20 protein-coding genes and 1 other annotated feature are annotated in these 17,691 nt (G+C 38.1%); of the genes, 1 reads left to right on the top strand and 19 read right to left on the bottom strand.

Annotated elements, in window-relative coordinates:
- Positions 1-141: 141 nt before the first annotated feature.
- Complete coding sequence (locus SPK86_RS00005; protein ID WP_284140878.1) at positions 142-1,008, bottom strand: LysR family transcriptional regulator; 867 nt, start codon at positions 1,006-1,008, stop codon at positions 142-144.
- 119 nt (positions 1,009-1,127) lie between these two features.
- Here SPK86_RS00005 and SPK86_RS00010 point away from each other — a divergent pair, with 119 nt between their 5' ends.
- Positions 1,128-1,904, top strand: coding sequence for a class I SAM-dependent methyltransferase (locus tag SPK86_RS00010; protein WP_330948419.1), 777 nt, complete (start codon positions 1,128-1,130; stop codon positions 1,902-1,904).
- A gap of 82 nt (positions 1,905-1,986) precedes the next feature.
- Here SPK86_RS00010 and pyrE read toward each other — a convergent pair whose 3' ends face one another.
- From pyrE to sigG, 18 genes are all read right to left on the bottom strand, one after another.
- The gene (pyrE, locus tag SPK86_RS00015; protein WP_330948420.1) at positions 1,987-2,601 is read right to left on the bottom strand and encodes an orotate phosphoribosyltransferase; all 615 of its coding nucleotides are present in this window, start codon (positions 2,599-2,601) and stop codon (positions 1,987-1,989) included.
- On the bottom strand, positions 2,591-3,298 hold the full coding sequence (pyrF, locus tag SPK86_RS00020) for an orotidine-5'-phosphate decarboxylase (RefSeq protein WP_330948421.1): 708 nt from the start codon (positions 3,296-3,298) through the stop codon (positions 2,591-2,593). The genes pyrE and pyrF overlap by 11 nt, the downstream gene beginning before the upstream one ends.
- A complete protein-coding gene (locus tag SPK86_RS00025; RefSeq protein WP_330948580.1) occupies positions 3,295-4,206 on the bottom strand; it encodes a dihydroorotate dehydrogenase in 912 nt (303 codons plus the stop codon). The genes pyrF and SPK86_RS00025 overlap by 4 nt, the downstream gene beginning before the upstream one ends.
- On the bottom strand, positions 4,206-4,958 hold the full coding sequence (locus SPK86_RS00030) for a dihydroorotate dehydrogenase electron transfer subunit (RefSeq protein ID WP_284140882.1): 753 nt from the start codon (positions 4,956-4,958) through the stop codon (positions 4,206-4,208). Before SPK86_RS00030 ends, SPK86_RS00025 begins: the two co-directional genes overlap by 1 nt.
- Positions 4,959-5,076: 118 nt before the next feature.
- On the bottom strand, positions 5,077-6,357 hold the full coding sequence (locus SPK86_RS00035) for a dihydroorotase (RefSeq protein ID WP_330948422.1): 1,281 nt from the start codon (positions 6,355-6,357) through the stop codon (positions 5,077-5,079).
- Complete coding sequence (locus SPK86_RS00040) at positions 6,314-7,237, bottom strand: aspartate carbamoyltransferase catalytic subunit (protein ID WP_284140884.1); 924 nt, start codon at positions 7,235-7,237, stop codon at positions 6,314-6,316. Before SPK86_RS00040 ends, SPK86_RS00035 begins: the two co-directional genes overlap by 44 nt.
- A gap of 182 nt (positions 7,238-7,419) precedes the next feature.
- On the bottom strand, positions 7,420-7,968 hold the full coding sequence (pyrR, locus tag SPK86_RS00045) for a bifunctional pyr operon transcriptional regulator/uracil phosphoribosyltransferase PyrR (protein WP_284140885.1): 549 nt from the start codon (positions 7,966-7,968) through the stop codon (positions 7,420-7,422).
- Positions 7,969-8,115: 147 nt separating this feature from the next.
- On the bottom strand, positions 8,116-9,024 hold the full coding sequence (locus SPK86_RS00050) for an RluA family pseudouridine synthase (protein ID WP_330948423.1): 909 nt from the start codon (positions 9,022-9,024) through the stop codon (positions 8,116-8,118).
- Complete coding sequence (lspA, locus tag SPK86_RS00055; protein WP_284140977.1) at positions 9,021-9,494, bottom strand: signal peptidase II; 474 nt, start codon at positions 9,492-9,494, stop codon at positions 9,021-9,023. Before lspA ends, SPK86_RS00050 begins: the two co-directional genes overlap by 4 nt.
- Before the next feature lie 126 nt (positions 9,495-9,620).
- Positions 9,621-12,380, bottom strand: coding sequence for an isoleucine--tRNA ligase (gene ileS / locus SPK86_RS00060; protein ID WP_284140978.1), 2,760 nt, complete (start codon positions 12,378-12,380; stop codon positions 9,621-9,623).
- 49 nt (positions 12,381-12,429) lie between these two features.
- Positions 12,430-12,667 (bottom strand) — a binding site (T-box leader).
- Between the two features lie 69 nt (positions 12,668-12,736).
- A complete protein-coding gene (locus tag SPK86_RS00065) occupies positions 12,737-13,240 on the bottom strand; it encodes a DivIVA domain-containing protein (protein WP_284140887.1) in 504 nt (167 codons plus the stop codon).
- 101 nt (positions 13,241-13,341) lie between these two features.
- On the bottom strand, positions 13,342-14,118 hold the full coding sequence (locus SPK86_RS00070) for a YlmH family RNA-binding protein (protein WP_330948424.1): 777 nt from the start codon (positions 14,116-14,118) through the stop codon (positions 13,342-13,344).
- Between the two features lie 11 nt (positions 14,119-14,129).
- A complete protein-coding gene (locus tag SPK86_RS00075; protein WP_284140889.1) occupies positions 14,130-14,396 on the bottom strand; it encodes a YggT family protein in 267 nt (88 codons plus the stop codon).
- A gap of 6 nt (positions 14,397-14,402) precedes the next feature.
- On the bottom strand, positions 14,403-14,825 hold the full coding sequence (locus SPK86_RS00080) for a cell division protein SepF (RefSeq protein WP_284140890.1): 423 nt from the start codon (positions 14,823-14,825) through the stop codon (positions 14,403-14,405).
- 45 nt (positions 14,826-14,870) lie between these two features.
- Positions 14,871-15,548, bottom strand: a complete 678-nt coding sequence (locus SPK86_RS00085) for a YggS family pyridoxal phosphate-dependent enzyme (RefSeq protein WP_330948581.1) — start codon at positions 15,546-15,548, stop codon at positions 14,871-14,873.
- 21 nt (positions 15,549-15,569) lie between these two features.
- Positions 15,570-16,382, bottom strand: a complete 813-nt coding sequence (gene pgeF / locus SPK86_RS00090; protein WP_284140891.1) for a peptidoglycan editing factor PgeF — start codon at positions 16,380-16,382, stop codon at positions 15,570-15,572.
- A gap of 66 nt (positions 16,383-16,448) precedes the next feature.
- Entirely contained in the window at positions 16,449-16,712 is a 264-nt protein-coding gene (locus SPK86_RS00095) for a YlmC/YmxH family sporulation protein (RefSeq protein ID WP_284140892.1), read from the bottom strand.
- 87 nt (positions 16,713-16,799) lie between these two features.
- Positions 16,800-17,579, bottom strand: a complete 780-nt coding sequence (gene sigG / locus SPK86_RS00100; protein ID WP_284140893.1) for an RNA polymerase sporulation sigma factor SigG — start codon at positions 17,577-17,579, stop codon at positions 16,800-16,802.
- Positions 17,580-17,691 lie beyond the last annotated feature (112 nt).

A 17,691-nucleotide genomic window follows, 5' to 3' on the forward strand; every position in this document is an offset into this window, starting at 1 on the left:
TAAGCTTGTACCACCGCTAGCTTAAAAGCCAAGTCATACTTTGCCATACTAAAACACCCCTAGAGTTAGATTTTTTGGTCTAACTCTAGGGGTTCACATCAATCGGAAAAATTCGATTGCCCTTTTTTCTCATTCCTTTCTTTAATGCGATAAAAAAGTTTCTTTCGTTAATAAGGATATAAATTCATGAACTTGTGGAAGATCACGGATCCCTTCTTGAAAGCATACCCAGGAATCACGCGTAACCTTCTTCCCTGCTAGCATTAATGGAATGTGTGGATATTCTTCTTTCATGGAATCAGAAACACTTTCTGGTAATACTGCCATGCCAATTCCTTGCTTCATAAATTGCTTACACGTCTCTATTTGATCTACTCGGATTGTTTTCAACGGTTTAATATCGTGTTGATGATGATACAACCAATTGTCCACAAGCTCGTGCATACTATCGTCACTCTTAAATGCGATTAATGGTCTTTCCTTCAACTTCCCTAATGGAAACGGTTCTGTATCAAAAATATATAGTGGATCCTGAAACAGACGGATACATGTACTTTCCTTTAACTTATCTCCGCGAATAATACAAACATGAAAATCTTTATGATTTTTTCGAATATCCTCACTAATTCCTGTTACTAAATCAATTGTTACATTTGGATAAAGAGCTGTGTACTCTCCTAGAATAGCGGGTAAAAAACGCTGACTAATTAATGAAGAACACGCAATGGATAATGTTCCTTGAACTTCACTACTCGAACTAGCAAGTTTATTCACAATCGCCCTTTCGCCATCGATAACTTGTTTAGCATGCTGAAGAATTAACTCGCCTGCTGGGGTCAAAATAAGTCGTTTCGGAGATCGAATAAAAATAGCTTGTCCAAAGTATGCTTCAATATATTTTAATCGTTGTGTTACAGCAGGCTGTGAAATAAGAATCGCCTTTGCTGTACCACGGATCGTTCCAATTTCCTGCAGCTTTAACAATAGTTCATAGTCTTCTATTTTCATCTTCTCACCACCATATAATAAATTATTATCACTTTCTATTATATATTAGTATTTTACTTATTGCACAACTGTTTTTAAACTAAGAATGAGAAAGGAACAACATGGAGAGAAGGGATAGCGTGGATAATAGTAAACTGACGGAAACGATATTTGCTAGAAATACAGAAGAATATATTACTAGTAGTACGCATGCAAACGAAAAGGACTTGAAAACAATTATAGAATGGCTCAAGCCAGCTTCGAACATGGTATGCTTAGATATTGCTACTGGGGGTGGTCATGTTGCAAAACAGCTGGCAATGCATACAAAACATGTTATTGCTTTAGACGTTACGCGGGAAATGCTTTTTGCAGCAGCAAAGCATCTAGAAGACCAGTCAAACATTCTTTATTGTGTTGCAGACGCAGAACAGCTACCGTTTTTGAACAGTCAATTTGATATTGTCACATGTCGTATTGCCGCACATCATTTTTCCAATCCGAATCAATTTATATTAGAAGTTGCTCGGGTGCTAAAACCAAACGGAAAATTCCTGTTAATTGACAATGTTGCTCCTGAGGATACAAAACTAGATATATTTTATAATACGTTTGAAAAAATACGTGACAAGAGCCATGTTAAAGCACATAACGTTTCGAAATGGAGAGGCTTCATCCAACAAAATAAGCTGCAAATTCACAAAGAACATACTCGTAAGAAAACATTGCCCTATAATGAATGGATAGCACGAGCTGGACTAGCGGAAGATGTAAAGAAGAAGCTAGAAGACTATTTGCTAGCAGCACCAGCTGCATATCGAAGTTATTTTCAAATCCAAATGAAAAACAATTCCATTGATTCTATATCTATCGACGAATGGATGACATTGTGTATAAAAGAACATCCCGATTCCTAAAAGAAATTATCCCATCTAGTTTTATCTTCAACTAGATGGGGCCTTATACATAATTCCTTATGATTGTTGCAATGTGCAACGACTATAATGCTTGTCGCCATTCGAATAATTTCTGCTTTTGATGACGATTAACCTCTCCTCTTGCCTCCATCATCGAAACAAGCTGATCAAAGCTTGTTATCGTTTGAAGGGGAAGCTGTAATGCAGAAAAGCGCTCAGTAGCTACTTGAAGCCCATATGTAAAAATAGCTAGAACACCAATCACCTCTACTCCAGCTCGCTGCAATACTTGCGCAGTTTCAATCGCAGATCCACCTGTTGAGATTAAATCTTCGATCACAATAGCCTTTTGTCCAGGGGTGATTCGCCCTTCTACTTGATTTCCTTTCCCATGTCCCTTCGGCTTTGACCTTACATATACCATCGGAAGATCTAATCGATCTGCTAACCAAGCCGCATGTGGAATACCTGCTGTAGCACAGCCAACAATAATATCAGTCTTTACATTCATGTCAACAATCATATGTTCAAATGCATCCGTAATTTTCTTACGAATAGCAGGATAAGACATGGTAAGTCGATTATCACAATAAATCGGCGACTGAATCCCTGAGGTCCACGTAAAATATGATTCTGCGTTTATTTGAATTGCTTTGATCTGCAATAAATCTTGTGCTAATTCCCATTCATTCGCCATTATTCCACTCCTTTAATGCTTGTTGATAAGCTTGATGAGGATCAAGTGCTTTTGTAATACTTCGTCCAATAACGAGGATATCTGCTTGCTGTTTTTTTGCATACGCAGGTGTTGCGATTCTTATTTGATCATGCTGATGAGATTGTGCCAATCGGATTCCAGGAGTAACGGTTAAAAATCCCTCCCCACAAGCTGCTTTAATCTGCTTCGCTTCATGAACAGAACATACCACACCATCAGCCCCATTATTTTTTGCTAGCTTAGCAAGGTGAACCGCTTCTGCTTTCATTCCACCTTGGAGGTGCAATTCATTTTTCACAACACCTTCATCCATAGAAGTTAATATTGTAACGGCAATTAATTTTGTCTTTCCATTTGGATTTCCTTGTAATAGTCCTTCTTTGGCTTGTTCAATCATTTTCGCCCCACCAAGCGCATGAACATTAACGATATCCATATTAAGCCTTGCCAGATTCATCATCGCCTGCTTCACCGTGTTAGGAATATCATGCAATTTCAAATCTAAAAACACTGGATAGTTTTCCGCGATTAATTTTTCTACAACACTTGGTCCTTCGCGATAAAAAAGCTCCATTCCTATTTTTACAGGGACTTGCTGTAATCGATGCACCTTTAAAAAGTGCTTCGATTCCTCCCAGCTCGGAAAATCCAGTGCAAGATACATTGAACCCCTCATATCCCATGCCCCTTTCCAATCGCATCCTCGACCGAACGGAATCCGTTTTCCTTTAAGACAGTCGGCAAAGCGTCAATAATTTCTGGACAGACATACGGATTTTGAAAATTAGCTGTTCCAACTGCTACTGCACTAGCACCAGCAAGTAAAAATTCAAGTACATCGGTTGCAGTTGAAACACCACCCATCCCAATGATTGGTATAGAAACATGCTCGTACACCTCATAGACCATGCGAATTGCTACCGGTTTAATGGCTGGTCCTGAAAGCCCCCCTGTTTTATTTGCGAGCACTGGTGTTTTAGATGGAAGATGTATTTGCATCCCAGTTAGTGTATTTATCAAACTAAGCCCGTCTGCACCAGCCGCTTCCACTGCTTTCGCCATTTCTACGATATTCGATACATTCGGTGATAATTTTACATACACTGGTTTATTACTAACCTTTTTCACAGCCATTGTAACTTGAGCTGCGATGTTGGGATCTGTTCCAAACTGAACGCCGCCAGCCGTTACATTCGGACAGGATATGTTAAGCTCAAGTGCATGAACTGTCTTTACATCATTAAAGGCATAGGCAACGCGTTCATATTCCTCTTTCGTGCTGCCCGCAATATTAGCAATGATACACGTATCATATTGGGCAAGAAAAGGAACCTCTTCCTCAATAATCGTATGCACACCTGGATTTTGAAGTCCAATTGCGTTTAGCATGCCACTTTCTGTTTCCGTAACGCGTGGAGTTGGATTTCCTAGCCGCATATTTTCAGTAGCTGCCTTCATCATAACAGCACCTAATTTTCCTAAATCATAAAATTGACTATATTCTCTGCCAAAACCAAAGCACCCTGAAGCAGGCATTATTGGATTTTTCAGTGATAAACCTGGTAATTCAATCGACGTGTTTATCATAGAATAACCTCCCCTACTGCAAATACTGGACCATCCTTGCATATTTTTTTGTACCCAATTTCATTGTTGGATGGAACAATACATGCAAAACATGCACCAACTCCACATCCCATCCGTTCTTCCATCGAAATATAGCCTGGAACACCTTGTAGGTTGGATGTAACTGCTTTTAGCATGGGAACAGGACCACAGGTGCAAAAAACATCGACTTGTTTCTTATCTGGAAGTGCAGCTGTAACGAGCCCTTTTAAGCCATATGAACCATCTTCTGTCACAATAACCGTCTCTCCTAATTGACGAAACTGTTCCTCATAAAACACATAATTCAAGCTTTGAAAGCCTAATACTGCTGTTATTTGGCAGCCTTGCTTACTCAATTCTTTTCCAAGATAATAAAGTGGTGGAACGCCAATCCCACCGCCAATTAATAAGACCGTTGAATCTTGCATTCTATCTATCGGAAAACCATTCCCTATCGGACCAATTCCATCAATCACTTCATCTACGTGAAGATTTGCAAGCGCGGAAGTCCCTTTGCCTACAACCTTAAATAGGAGCGTAACCGTTCCTGCTTGCTTATTTACATCTGCTATGGAAATTGGGCGTCTTAGTGTATGTCCATTCACAGATAAATGGATAAATTGCCCTGGCTTTGCACACTTACTTACCCGATTATTTTGTAGCACCATTTCGATTGTATCCTTTGCAATTTGGTGCTTTTGTTGAATTCGTAATGGTTCTTTTCTCATCTCTTTACACAGCCTCTTTATTCGTTATAGAAATCAATTTATTATCCATTTAATATAGTACGTTGCAGTCCACATGAAAAAACGTTTCGGATCGGAAAGCGTCCCATCTGAAGCTTTATCATCGAGTGGACGCTTTAAAAACAATGTTCCCTTCAACGATTGTTAACGTAGGTTGACCTTGCACCTTCCAGCCATGAAATGGGGTGTTTTTTCCCTTCGAAAAAAATTGAGCTCGGTCAATTAAAGACACTTCTTCTATATCTACTACGGTCATATCCGCGACAGCTCCTTCTTCGAGCTTGCCGTACGGAAGGTTAAATACAAGAGCAGGCTTTATCGTTAGCCATTCTACCAATTGCTGTAAGGTTACTTGCTTTGTTTTTACAAGATACGTATAAAGCAACGGAAAAGCTGTTTCGAGTCCAACGATTCCAAATGGAGAATCGAGCATTCCTTTTGCTTTTTCATCAGTAGCATGTGGGGCATGATCCGTTGCAATAAAATCAATTGTCCCATCAAGTAGACCTTCTAATAAGGCTTGTTGGTCTGCTTTACTTCGAAGGGGTGGATTCATTTTAAAATTTGTATCTTTTGTAATGATTGCCGTTTCATTTAATAGAAGATGATGTGGTGTAACCTCCGCAGTTACATGGATCCCTGCTTTTTTTGCATCTCGAATGACACGAACAGATTCCTTTGAACTAACATGGCAAACATGATAATGACATCCTGTTGCTTCTGCTAATAATACGTCTCTTGCAATTTGTACGGATTCACTTAGTTGCGGAATTCCCGGTAGCTCTAATCGCTCACTAACAAGCCCATCATGCACAACGCCACCATACACAATGGAGTTATCCTCACAATGGGCAACAATCGCTTTTCCACAAGCAGCCGCTTCCTTCATCGCACGTAGCATTACATCCGCTGTTTGAATCCCAATCCCATCGTCTGTGAAGGCAAAGGCCCCTTCCTCAGCAATTGCTCTAATTTTTGTTAGTTTTTCACCTTGCAAACCTTCCGTAATTGCTGCATATGGAAGCACCCGAACGCATGCCTTTTCTTTTATTTTTTTTTGTAAAGACCGTATTTGTTCTACATTATCTGGAACAGGATTTGTATTAGGCATCGCACAAACGGTTGTAAAACCACCTCGCGCTGCTGCTTTTGTACCTGTTTCAATTGATTCTTTATGCTCGCCACCCGGCTCACGCAAATGAATATGAACATCAATAAAACCTGGCAACAATAGCTGGTTATCGCAATCGATGACTTGATCTACTTGTGAATGAAGCGCTCCGCCAATCGAAATAATTCGATCGTCTTCAATTAATACCTCACAGTTTTCCGTTGTATTATCCGGCAATAAACGCTTGGCGTTCTTTAGCAGCATGCGCATTGGTAATCCCCCATCCTTCTAATAAGTGTGTTATTACAGCCATCCTGGCATAAACCCCATTCTCCATTTGCTTAAAAATTCTTGAGCGATTACATTCTACTAAGGATTCATCTATTTCAACTCCTCTGTTCACTGGAGCGGGATGCATAATGATAGCATTCGGTTTCATTTTACGTTCACGTGCTTTTGTCATTCCATAATGCGCTAAATAGTTTTGTAATTCTTTTTTATTTGCATGACGCTCATGCTGGACACGAAGTAGCATAATCACATCACAGCGTTCAACTGCTTCATCAATCGTTAAGGCTGGAATTTCTAAACAAGGATCTTCAAATCCAGGTGCAGCACTAATGAATACATTCGCCCCTAACCTTTGCAAGGCTTGCGCATTGGAATGTGCAACTCTACTGTGCTTAATGTCGCCAACAATTGCGATATTCAAGTTTGAAAAATCTCCAAACTCTTGATAGATTGTTAGTAAATCAAGCAAGCATTGCGTAGGATGCTCTTTCGTTCCAGCACCTGCATTAATAACTGGAATTGCCATTTTATCCGCGAGCCCTTCTATCCAATTATCATCATGATGACGAATAACGAGAAGATTTGCTCCAATCGCCTCAAACGTTTTCGCTGTATCGTACAATGATTCTCCTTTTTTTATACTAGACGTATCTGCATGAAAATCGATGACTTCCATTCCTAATTTTTTCTGGGAAACGATAAAGCTCATGCTCGTTCTCGTACTCGGTTCAAAAAATAAATTCGCAGCAAATAAAGGAGTATCTATTTTTCTTTCATTTTTCCGATGCTGTTCTGCACTTTCTAATAACGACATGATTTCCCCCACAGATAATTGATCTAATGAAATAAAATGTTTCATAGCTTCCTCCTTAACAATAGTATGAAATTTCATCCCACAATCCTATTGGTCTTTGTTCAGCTCCATAAAAAAAACTCTTTGCGAATTTTAGTCGCAAAGAGATGAACGTATCCTTATCTAGCAATACGTAAGCTGTGCGACCTTGTAAATCTCGCTGGATTTTCTTAAAGGTCTTTCGATATTTAAACTTTTTCATATAGACTAACAGAATCATCCTGCTCATCAGTTTCCTGTAATTGAACGACGATAATCTCCTGATCCGATGTTGGAATATTTTTCCCCGCAAAATCTGCTCTTATCGGTAGCTCTCGATGTCCTCGATCAACAAGCACTGCTAATTGAATTTGCGAAGGTCTACCAATATCCATTACTGCATCCATTGCTGCTCTTACTGTTCTTCCTGTATAAAGGACGTCATCAACTAAAATTACTTTCTTCCCAGTAATGTCGATCGGAATATTTGTATCCTTTAACTCTGGATCATTAGACTCAACCGCGATTTCTAAATCATCACGATACAAGGTAATATCTAATTCTCCTAAAGGTACTTCCAAGCTCTCAATCCGTTTAATATTATCCTGTAACCTTTTAGCCAGCGGGACCCCACGAGTCTTAATTCCTACTAAAATGATATCCTCTCCACCCTTATTCTTCTCCAGAATTTCATGTGAAATCCTAGTCAGCGCACGATGGATAGCCGAATGATCGAGTAAATCGGTTTTTTTTCGCATGCCACCACTCCTCCCAAAAAAAATTCCCTTTCTCCACGAGGAAAAAGGGATAAACAATAACGAAGATATCCGTTCCCTTGTAGCCTCACAGGACTATATTAAAGGTTCGATTCATTGTTATTATTATTCCAAACTCTACAACCGTTGTCAATACATATTCTTCATATCGTCTAATAATTGGTTAAAATATGCTGGAGCATCGACTTCAAATCGCATCCTCTCTCCAGTTCTAGGATGCTGGAAGCCGAGCACCTTGGCGTGAAGTGCTTGGCCGTTGATTTGCAAGGTTTTTCGTGGCCCATACTTTAAGTCTCCAACGAGTGGATAACCTATATACCGCATATGCACCCGAATTTGATGGGTTCTTCCTGTTTCAAGCTGACACTCAATATGTGTAAATTTTTCAAATCGATGGATGACCCGAAAATGGGTAACTGCTTGTTTTCCCTTATCTACAATTCCCATTCTTTGACGATCATTCGGATCTCTGCCAATTGGGGCATCAATCTTTCCGTGTTCATGATGAATAACCCCATGAACAAGGGCTTCATATTTGCGTTCCATTTGTTTATCCGCTAATTGCTCTGCTAAATGAATATGTGCCTGATCATTTTTTGCTACAACAAGTAAGCCACTTGTATCTTTATCAATTCGATGAACGATTCCAGGCCGTTCGACTCCGTTAATCCCCGATAAGTCATCACAATGAGCCAATAACGCATGAACGAGTGTACCAGTTTGATGACCAGCGGATGGATGAACTACCATACCCTTTGGCTTATTTACAACTAATAAATCACTATCCTCATACATAATATCTAATGGGATGCTTTCTGGCTCTAAATTCAAAGGAACTGTTTCTGGAATTTGCCACTGAATAACATCCCCTGATTGGCATTTATAATTCGGTTTGACAATCTCTTCATTCACTGTAACATTTCCGTCTGTAATCCAATCTTTAATTTGTGAACGTGATATTTCTGGGTTTATCGACGACATTAATTTATCAATTCTTGTTTTTGCCTCCGTATCGGCGACAACATGCTGAAAGCTCATTTAGCTGTTCCTTTCCGTTGTTTCTTTTCGTCTATTATTGTAGCAATAATTACCATTCCTACGCCAACGACTAATGCTGCATCGGCAACATTAAAAATTGGGTAGTCATAATTAAATAGGATAAAATCAAAAAAATCGACAACCTCTTTCCGAAACAAACGATCAATAAAATTACCTATTGCTCCGCCTAAAATAAAACTCAGCGCAATTGCTAGTAACTTACTTTCTCTTGCAAACTTCTGAAGGTAATAAACTACTGCTATAACGACAATAATCGTAATGATATAAAAGAATACCATCTGGTCTTGTAAGATTCCCCATGCTGCTCCTTTATTTCGGTGGGAGGTAAGATAAAAGAAACCATCAATAATCGGTATTTGTTCATACAACTCCATATTTTTTACAACAAGCCATTTTGTAAACTGGTCAACGGCAATTATGCTTGCTGCAATAAGGTAATACCATATCATGCGCCATCCTCCGTTATATTCAATTTGTACATCGTTTCGAATCATCTGTGTCATATTAAAAGGCTGTCCGCAATGGATTTGTTTATGCACCTTTTCCATGGGACAGCCTAGTAGCTTACACCGTAATTAAGACGAATAATTTGTTTTTACGATATCCGCACAACGCGTACAAAGGGTTGGATGCTCCTGATCTTTTCCAACTGTATTGGAAGCAACCCAGCAACGTTCACATTTTTCTCCAGTATGCTTTTGAACTACAATATCAACATAGCGGAAAGGTTTCGCATTTTCATCCTTCTCTACAATTTCTGCCTCTGACACGATAAATAATTGGTGTAGATTCGGAATCGACAATAAGATGTCTTTCGTTTCTTCGTCTTTTGGCACAAGCGTAATTTTTGCCTCTAACGATTTCCCGATAACCTTTTCATTCCTTGCTTCCTCTAGCGCTTTAAGCACATCGTCACGAACGAGCATGAAGTGGTTCCATTTTGTTTCCTCTTGAACGTCGAACTGTGCAATCTTTCTTGGCTCTGGAATATCAGTTAGCTGAACACTTTCTTCCGTAACACCTGGAATATACTCCCATACCTCATCAGCAGTATGTGGAATTATTGGTGTCAACAGCTTCACTAATGTTGTTAAAATTTCATAATAACCGGTTTGAATACTTCTTCTTCTATGATTGTCTTTTGCTTCAATGTATAATACATCCTTCGCAAAGTCTAAATAGAAGGAGCTTAAATCATCCGCACAGAAGTTATGGATGCGATGAAAGATTGGCGAATATTCAAATGCATCATAGCTTGCACGCACATCTTTTACTAGCTGCTGTAATCGATAGATCATAAAACGATCTACTTCCTCTAGGTTTTCCTCTGCTACACGATCTGTCTTCGGATCAAAATCTGCTAAATTTGCAAGCATAAAGCGGAAGGTATTTCTAATTTTACGATAAGCCTCCGATGTTTGCTTTAAAATATCGTCCGAAATTCTAACGTCAGCCTGATAATCAACGGAAGCAACCCACAAGCGTAAAATATCGGCACCAAGCTGCTTTAGAACCTTAGATGGCAAAATCACATTTCCTAATGACTTACTCATCTTACGGCCATCTCCATCCATAACAAATCCGTGGCTTACTACATTTTTGTAAGGTGCCTTACCGGTAACAGCAACTGCAGTTGATAAGGATGAATTAAACCAACCACGATATTGGTCACTTCCTTCTAAATACAAGTCTGCAGGTCGCTGATGATCGTCTCGTCCTTCAAGAACTGCCTCATGCGATGAACCCGAATCAAACCATACGTCCATAATATCGGTTTCTTTCGTGAATTTTCCGTTCGGACTATGCTCCGATGTAAATCCATCTGGAAGTAATGCTTCTGCCTCTTTTTCAAACCATATATTAGATCCATGCTCTTTAAACAATTGAGAAACATGATTGATGGTTTCATCCGTAATTATTGGTGTTCCATCCTCGCCATAAAAGACAGGAATCGGAACCCCCCACGTACGTTGACGAGAAATACACCAATCCTCCCGATCACGGACCATATTATAGAGACGTGTTTCTCCCCATGCAGGATACCAATTTACTTTTTTAATTTCATCTAAAATATTTTGACGAAAATCCTTAATCGATGCAAACCATTGCGATGTTGCTCGGAAAATCGTCGGTTTTTTTGTTCTCCAGTCATGTGGATAAGAGTGTGTAATAAATGAAAGCTTTAGAAGCGCTCCGACCTCTTCTAATTTTTCCGTAATTGGTTTATTCGCTTGATCATAAAATAATCCTTCAAAGCCAGGAGCTTCATTTGTCATAACTCCTTTTTCATCAACAGGACACAATGCATCGATACCATAGCGCTTCGACACGTAAAAATCATCTTCCCCATGACCAGGTGCAGTGTGTACACAGCCAGTACCAGCATCTGTTGTCACATGATCTCCTAGCATCACAAGTGAATCACGATCATAAAACGGATGCTTCGCAACAACTTTATCTGCCTGTTTTCCGACAAACGTGCGAATCGTTTCGCTGTTTTCCCAGCCTAATTCTTCAGCAACTGTTTCCAATAATTCTGTAGCTACGACAAAATGATTAGCACCCACCTTCACAACCGAATATTCAAGCTCCGGATGTAAGCTAATTCCTAAATTCGCTGGAATAGTCCAAGGTGTTGTCGTCCAAATAATAATTTTTTCTCCGTTCTTCAATACATCATTTCCTTCTTTTACATCAAACGCGACATAAATGGAAGGAGATCGCTTATCTTGATATTCAATTTCTGCCTCTGCTAAAGCAGATTCAGATGATGGTGACCAATAAACAGGCTTTAATCCTTTATAGATATAGCCTCTTTTAGCCATTTCACCAAATACTTTAATTTGAGCTGCCTCATAATCCTTTGTTAATGTAATGTAAGGATTATCCCAATCACCACGAACACCGAGTTGCTTAAATTGAATCCGTTGATTATCAATTTGGTTCATTGCATAGTCAGCACATTTTTGTCTAAACGCTGCAATACTCATTTTTTTACGATCGACTTTTTTATTTTTTGTTAAAGCAGCTTCAATCGGTAGTCCGTGCGTATCCCACCCAGGGACATATGGCGCTTGAAAACCCGTCATTGATTTATAACGAACGATAAAATCCTTTAATATTTTGTTTAAGGCATGACCAATGTGCAGATCTCCATTCGCATATGGGGGACCATCATGCAAAATAAATAACGGTCTTCCTTTTGTTCGTTCTTGAACCTTTTCATATAAGTTGTTTGCTTCCCATTCTTGTTGCCTTAATGGTTCTTTATTCGGTAAATTTCCACGCATCGGAAAATCTGTCTTAGGCATAAGTAATGTTTCTTTATAATCCATCATAATTTCCTCCTATAGTCCAAAATAATATAAAAAGCCTTCTAATCCCAGAAGGGACGAGAAGACTCGCGGTACCACCCTTATAAATTTAAATAGCAAAGCTACTTAAACTCACTCGATATTCGTAACGTGAATAAACGTCCTTTCCTACTCAATAGCGGTAATGCTATTTTTCGTAAGGATACTCCAGAGTGATTTTCTAAAAGAAGTACTGTAATCAGGCTCCCACCATTTCCCGACTCGCTTCACAGCCTTTGCTTTTATACTTTCTCTTTCACCGTAGTTACATATTAAAAAATGATTTCATTCATTACATGATAATGAATTATATGTAAAATTGCAATATACGTCAAGCTTTATGATTCATTTTCAACAAGATCTAATTCTTCTTCCACATCTGTATCCAATAAGCCTTCCCAATCATTGGTAGATATCATATCGAGTTGCGCTTCAACAAGCATTTTTAGTCTTGTTCGGAAGACTTTTGCTTGTTTTTTTAATTCTTCTACTTCAATAGAAATTCTTCGTGACTTACTCAACGCTTCGTTAATAATACGATCCGCATTTTTTTCTGCTTCTTTAATGATAAGCTTTGATTCTTTTGTTGCATTGCTCTTTAACTCTTCCGCTGTTTCCTGCGCAATTAATATCGACTTATTTAAAGTCCCTTCAATATTCGTAAAGTGACTTAAACGATCCTTCATTTGCGCTACTTGCTCTTTTAATTCTTTTCTTTCTCGAATTACGATTTCATAATCTTTAATTACTTGATCAAGAAATTCATTTACTTCATCTTCATCATACCCTCGAAAGCCTTTTGTAAATTCTTTATTATGAATATCTAATGGTGTTAATGGCACATTGGCCACCTCCTCATCTTATTTACCAAAAAACTTGTATACGAACATTGTTTATCCTATATTTCGACAAAAAAACATCAGATTCCTGCATTTTCAGTTCATTATTTTAATAAAGCGGCAGTAATTCTAATTTTGTCTTTTTTTGTACGTCCATTGACATCAATAAGCTTACTTCTTCCTTTTCCTCGTAGGGAAAGAATATCTCCCGGTTGCACGAGGAATTTAGCATCATCCACCACACGAAAATTAACCTTTACTTGTTGCTTATTAATGTATTCATTTGCTTGCTTTCTGGGTATATTATATATTTCTTTAACTATATTATCCAGCCTTAAAGAGGAAATCGTCTTTGATACTTCTTCCCATATAGGCGCTACTTCAATAAGTTGATTAAATGATACCTCATGTAATTGTATACTAGCTCGTTTTACAGCAGTTAACTGAGTCATTACAAACGGTGAAATTTCTTTAGCTAGAACAATTTGAATGATGCCATTTGATACATATATATCCCCAAGCTTTTCTCGTTTCACTCCAAGCGATAAGAAAGCTCCTAATACATCTCGATGCTCAATTTGAATAAACTTGTCCGGATACGTCGCTTCTAAAAGGACCACCCCAAATGATTCTTCAGTTATCTCTTCATAGTACGGTGAAATCACTGCTCGTTTTCGTTCAGAATAATTACCGCCACCAAACAAATCTAACGTCACATCATCGCCTGATGAATTGACAAGCATCCGAACAATCTGTTGTTCTCGTGGGTCTAAAAAATCAGTGAGCCTTGATTGAAAACGGGTTTCAACCAAGGTTTTCCAAGATAAAACTTGATCAATAAATGGGTATTCCTCTTTCCGAAAGTGCTGATAAATTTCCATAGCTTTAACCCTTAATACACAAGTATTTTATAAAGCTCCCACACACCAACCTTTGCCAGTTGTAGCACTATAATCGCTACGATTGGTGAAAAGTCAATCATTCCTAATGGCGGAATTATTTTACGGAATTGTTCTAAATATGGTTCAACAATCTTCCCTAAAAATTCACCAACAGTTGATTCTCGCGCTCCTGGGAACCATGACATAAAAATATAAATAATAATCGCGAATATATAAACATATAACACAAAATCTAACAATCTAAACAACTGAAACATAGGCTCTTACCATCCTTTTTCTAATTCATCCTCTTCTTCAAAAACATCGGTGATCTTGCCAGAAACGTCAACATTATCTGGTGTACATAGAAAAGTTTCCGCACCCAACTTTTGGATATCACCATTAATTGCATATACTGTACCACTTAAAAAATCAACAATTCGTTTTGCCTCATAACGATCTACACGTTGCAAATTAATTACAACAGAACGTCGATTAACGACATGATCAGCAATTTCCTGAACTTCATTATAAGACCTTGGCTCGCAAAGCACCATTTTTGATGATGCTTGTTGCATTGATGTCAAGTTAACAACATTATCCTTGCGCTGCTTATCATCCATCCCCGGTGTAGGCATCGCGTCTTCTACATATTCATATTCATCATCCATCGTAAAAAATGATTTTAGCTTATGTTTAATACTCATATCTTCACCACCTTATAAAAGCTTTTACATATATGTATTTTTCATTTAGTGGTCGGAACCAACAAGCTTAGATCCAATCCGTATATGGGTAGCTCCTTCTTCAATAGCGATTTGATAATCATTACTCATCCCCATTGATAAATAGTTACATGGTGCAAAGGGATATCCTTTATTTTGAACAGATACACGAAGTGCATGAAGTTGCTTAAAAACCGATCTAATCTTCTCTTTATCATCTGTATGTGGTGCCATTGTCATTAATCCAACTACGTTAATTTTTTGAAACAAGGCTAGCTGCTCAATAAAGGGCAGTACTTCTTCCATAGCCAGTCCATGCTTTGACGCTTCTCCACTTACATTTACTTGAACAAAGCAATCCACAGGTTTATTTGCTCTTTTTTCAATTTCTTTTGCTAAAGAAATGCGATCTAATGAATGAAGCACATCAATTTTATCTATCACATCTCTTACCTTACGAGTTTGCAATGTTCCAATAAAATGCCATTTCGCTTCATTCGTAAAATGCGCATACTTCTCTAAAAAACCTTCAAGTCGATTTTCGCCTAAGTTGACAATTCCTGCATCAATTGCTTCTCTTGTTCGTTCTATTGTAACATATTTCGTTACGCCGATAAGTGTAATATCATTTGGATTTCGATTTTTTTGCATACATACATTATCTATTTCTTGTTGAATTGTTGCTAAATTTGCGGCTACATCCATTATTGCCATGTCTCCTCCTCATTATAAGCACTCATCAAAGCCGATATATCCTAACATTCTTCCAGTCTTTCCATTATCGCGCCGATGTGAGAAAAAGAGTTCTTCGTCGCGAAATGTGCATAAGTTTGTTCTTTCTATATTATGACGTAATATACCATTTTGTAAAAGGATTTCGACGTTTAATTGCTTTAAATCAATCATATATCGACCATTCTCAAGATAGGTGACAGTTTTGTCAACGTGCTGCTTAGGAATCTGCTTCATTACATAATCATCTACCTCATAAAATTGCTGACTTATAGATGGACCAATGGCAACTTGTAATTGATTAACAGAAACGCCCAATGCGATCAATGCGTGTACCATTTCTGCAGCGATTCCTTTCACAGTACCTTTCCATCCTGCATGTGCGATTCCAACATAACCTGTTTCTGGATCGTAAAAAAAGAGAGGTACGCAATCTGCAAAAAAAGCGGTACAAAGAATCCCAGGTTTATTTGTAATTATACCGTCTGTACCTTTAATGGAAGTGCTCATCGAGCTAGCTCCCTTTCCTTTATCCTCATCATCCACGATTTTTATCTCCACTCCATGCACTTGTTCTGCACATACCCAATTTTCGACTGCAAAATGCAGCTTCTGTGCAAGTAGATTTCGGTTTTCGATAACATTTTCATGTAAATCATCAACATGAAGTCCAAAATTAAAGTGATTATATGGCTCTTCACTTACTCCACCTCTTCTTGTAGTAAAGCCTACACGAAGATTTGGGTTACTTTCTTGCCATTTTTTTATAACAAAGATATTCTCATCCAAATTAAATGGTTCGTTCACATTGATCAACCCCTATATAGAATACTCGTATTATTTTACCATATTTGAAACGAGGTTGTTCTACATTCATTGCTTTGTTTCCTCATATAGGATGGGCTCCTCTATTTGTTTAACTAGGATCACATCCGAACCTATTGTTACAATTTGTTCCCAATAAATAATCATTTCTTCTGCTTTTCCGAATAGTCCTTTTTTCTCACGTAAGTAAATAATAATCGCTGTAATTTTTCCACGGCTTGGATCAATATCTAAATCAGAAATGTGACCGATTCTTTCCCCACTATTAATAGCTATAACTTCCTTTACTTGAAGTTCTGATAATTTTATCATTACGCTCACCTTCCTTCTTTTATTTATATGCAACGAATGCCTATTTTTTCATAAAAAAACGGAACAGGCACATCCTGTTCCGTTTTTTTATTCAAACATTTGCTTATTCATTTGACTGATCGCTGCTTTTTCAAGTCTTGATACTTGTGCTTGAGAAATACCAATTTCCTCTGCAACTTCCATTTGGGTTTTCCCTTGAAAAAAACGTTTATTTAAGATCATTTTTTCACGTTCATTCAATCGGTACATCCCTTCTTTCAAAGAAAGCTTGTCTACCCAACCTTCATCTTTATCCTTATCGTCACTTATTTGATCCATCACATATATTGGATCTCCTCCATCATTATATATTGGCTCAAATAACGAAACCGGGTCCTGAATCGCATCCATTGCAAATATAATATCAGAATGAGGAATCCCCATTTCTTCGGCTATTTCCATTGGGGTTGGTTCTTTAGAGGTTTTATTGATTAGCTTTTCTCTTACTTGTAGTGCCTTATAAGCAATATCTCGTAAAGAACGTGACACACGAATTGGATTATTATCCCTTAAATATCTGCGTATTTCACCAATAATCATTGGAACCGCATATGTAGAAAATCGTACATTATGGCTTAAATCAAAATTATCAATTGATTTCATTAATCCAATACAACCAACCTGAAACAAGTCATCTACATACTCTCCACGATTGTTAAAGCGTTGAATAACACTTAACACTAAACGTAAGTTTCCATTTACAAGTTCTTCTCGTGCTGTTAAATCACCTTCTTGCATCTTTACAAATAATTTACGCATTTCCTTGTTTGTCAACACAGGTAATTTAGACGTGTCAACTCCGCAAATCACTACTTTATGTCTAGACATTCTGTACCCTCCCGATTGGAGATGCTGTTCATGGACAGTATCTCCGACCCGGGAGTTTTTTATGCAATAGATAAAAAATAAATTCATCTATTCAGTTACTGAAATAAAGTGC

This window comes from Virgibacillus sp. MG-45, assembly GCF_036409425.1.
Lineage (GTDB): Bacteria > Bacillota > Bacilli > Bacillales > Amphibacillaceae > LDC-1.

Coding starts and splice junctions, on each gene's coding strand:
- SPK86_RS00005 (WP_284140878.1), bottom strand. CDS start 1,008: ATGAAAATAGAAGACTATGAACTATTGTTAAAGCTGCAGGAAATTGGA.
- pyrE (WP_330948420.1), bottom strand. CDS start 2,601: ATGGCGAATGAATGGGAATTAGCACAAGATTTATTGCAGATCAAAGCA.
- pyrF (WP_330948421.1), bottom strand. CDS start 3,298: ATGAGGGGTTCAATGTATCTTGCACTGGATTTTCCGAGCTGGGAGGAA.
- SPK86_RS00030 (WP_284140882.1), bottom strand. CDS start 4,958: ATGAGAAAAGAACCATTACGAATTCAACAAAAGCACCAAATTGCAAAG.
- SPK86_RS00035 (WP_330948422.1), bottom strand. CDS start 6,357: ATGCGCATGCTGCTAAAGAACGCCAAGCGTTTATTGCCGGATAATACA.
- SPK86_RS00040 (WP_284140884.1), bottom strand. CDS start 7,237: ATGAAACATTTTATTTCATTAGATCAATTATCTGTGGGGGAAATCATG.
- pyrR (WP_284140885.1), bottom strand. CDS start 7,968: ATGCGAAAAAAAACCGATTTACTCGATCATTCGGCTATCCATCGTGCG.
- SPK86_RS00050 (WP_330948423.1), bottom strand. CDS start 9,024: ATGAGCTTTCAGCATGTTGTCGCCGATACGGAGGCAAAAACAAGAATT.
- lspA (WP_284140977.1), bottom strand. CDS start 9,494: ATGATATGGTATTACCTTATTGCAGCAAGCATAATTGCCGTTGACCAG.
- ileS (WP_284140978.1), bottom strand. CDS start 12,380: ATGGATTATAAAGAAACATTACTTATGCCTAAGACAGATTTTCCGATG.
- SPK86_RS00070 (WP_330948424.1), bottom strand. CDS start 14,118: ATGGAAATTTATCAGCACTTTCGGAAAGAGGAATACCCATTTATTGAT.
- SPK86_RS00075 (WP_284140889.1), bottom strand. CDS start 14,396: ATGTTTCAGTTGTTTAGATTGTTAGATTTTGTGTTATATGTTTATATA.
- SPK86_RS00080 (WP_284140890.1), bottom strand. CDS start 14,825: ATGAGTATTAAACATAAGCTAAAATCATTTTTTACGATGGATGATGAA.
- SPK86_RS00085 (WP_330948581.1), bottom strand. CDS start 15,548: ATGGATGTAGCCGCAAATTTAGCAACAATTCAACAAGAAATAGATAAT.
- SPK86_RS00095 (WP_284140892.1), bottom strand. CDS start 16,712: ATGATAAAATTATCAGAACTTCAAGTAAAGGAAGTTATAGCTATTAAT.
- sigG (WP_284140893.1), bottom strand. CDS start 17,579: ATGTCTAGACATAAAGTAGTGATTTGCGGAGTTGACACGTCTAAATTA.